This is a genomic window from Photorhabdus noenieputensis, assembly GCF_018448935.1.
GTDB lineage: Bacteria > Pseudomonadota > Gammaproteobacteria > Enterobacterales > Enterobacteriaceae > Photorhabdus > Photorhabdus noenieputensis.
On record NZ_RCWC01000103.1, the window covers coordinates 1 to 2,124 of the forward strand.

At 54.0% G+C, this 2,124-nt stretch carries 1 protein-coding gene; it reads right to left on the reverse strand.

All coding sequences use genetic code 11. The features are described from left to right. Nucleotides 1-2,124, reverse strand: a 2,124-nt coding sequence (locus tag EAE91_RS25250; protein WP_214090515.1) for a non-ribosomal peptide synthetase, incomplete at both ends; no start/stop codon positions are given.

The following is a 2,124-nucleotide window of genomic DNA, read 5'->3' on the forward strand; positions in this document are numbered from 1 at the left end:
CCAATCAGGTGATGCAGCAATTGCAGCAGGATCCAACGACCATCCGTTTCTTGCGCCACCACAAAACGTAATAACGGCGCTTCCCTTAAATCAATACGATGCTGACGCGGATCAAAACGCCGGGTTAACTGGTCTCTGACCGGACCATCAGCCGGGTTTAGCGTCAGCTCCGTCACCGACAAGGCAGCCTGACGCCAGACCACCTGCGCCGGGATTGACAATCCCTGCCAGAGAAAAGCGGTACGCAGAATATCGTGGCGATCAACCACCCGCTGAATCGCTGCCAGATAACGATCCAACCGCGCCCGGTCAGCAAAGGCCATCTGACTAATCAACAGATAAGGATCGCCTTCATTCTCCAGCAAATGGTGGAACAAAATGCCATCCTGCAATGGCGACAGGGCGTAGATATCCTGAATATTGGCCACCCCGCCCGGCACCTGCCCGACGATGCAATCAATGTCAGCCTGAGTCAAATCAATCAGCGGCAGCATTGCCGGTGTCAACGCGGTGGTTGCTGGCATAATGACGTTCGGCGGTACTGTCACCGCCTGATGCTGCCCCAACGTTTGCGCCAGGTCTGACAGCACCGGCGACTGGAACAGATCACGTGCCGTCAATGTCAACCCCAGGTGACGCAAGCGTCCAATCATACGTACCGCGAGCAACGAATGACCGCCCAAGGCAAAAAAGCTGTCATACCGACTGATCTGCTCAATGCCCAGTAATTCACGCCAAATCGTCGCCAGCGCCATTTCCGTTTCACCTTGCGGCGCAACATAAACCTGACGGGCCAAAGCTTCATTGTCTGGTGTCGGCAATGCCCGGCGATCCAACTTACCATTCGGGGTTAACGGAAACGCATCCAGCCGCACAAAGGCTGTCGGCACCATGTAATCCGGTAAAATAGCACTCAGGTGATCACGCAGACTCATTGCCAACCCCTCATGAGCCTCCGCCACCACATAGGCCACCAGCCGTTTTTCCGGCCCATCGCCTAACGCCGACACAGCCGCTTCACGCACCGCCGGATGCTCCACCAGACGATTCTCAATCTCCCCCGGTTCAATACGGAAACCGCGGATTTTAACTTGTTGGTCATTACGGCCCAAGAATTCCAGATTGCCATCCGGCAGGTAACGGGCCAAATCCCCGGTGCGATACATGCGTGCATCCGGTTGATCACTAAATGGATCTGTCAGGAAACGTTCAGCAGTCTGGTCAGGGCGATTAAGGTAGCCGCAAGCAACCCCATCTCCCCCCACATAAATTTCACCGATCGCACCTGTCGGCACCGGCTGACCGTAAGCATCCAGCAGATAAATACGTGTATTGGCTATCGGCCGACCAATGGGTATCCGAGTCACTCCCTGAGCTAATGCCACGATAGGATACACGGTAGTAAAAGTGGTTCCCTCACTCGGACCATAAGCTTGTAATAACTGTTGCGGCGGGCGATTATCCAGAACCTGAGCAATCACCTGTAAATCGGGTATATCTCCCCCGAAAATTAGGATGTTAATCTGCGGCAGAACCGGCGATAACTCTGCCGCCAGCCGGTTAAACAACCCGATAGTCAGCCACAGAACCGTGATGCGGTGAGTCTGTAAAACCCGCACTAACTCCTGTGGTGTTAATAACGTGGTACGATCAATAACCACTAATGCCCCACCATTGAGTAACGGTGCCCAGACTTCAAACGTACTGGCATCGAAAGCCGGATTAGCCGTGAAGGCAACTCGATCATCCTGACTGATTTCGGCATAACCATTATTAATCACCAGCCGGACCACCGCACGATGCGGCACCAACACCCCTTTGGGGGTCCCGGTAGAACCGGAGGTGTACATGATATACGCTAACTCAGTGCTGGCACGCGGTAAATCAAGGTTAAGGCGATCTTGTTCGTTGTCTGTATCTGTCTTATCCGAGAGGCAAAATAGCGGTACCGCCAGATCCGCCGGAATATCTTCCCGTGTATCGGTCAGCAACAACCGGGCGGAACAATCATTTATCAGCCAGGTTTTCCGCTCATCCGGCACATTGGGATCTATCGGCACGTAAACCGCACCGGCTTTGAGAATCGCCAATTGGGCCATCACCAGTTCCATCGAACGATCGAGT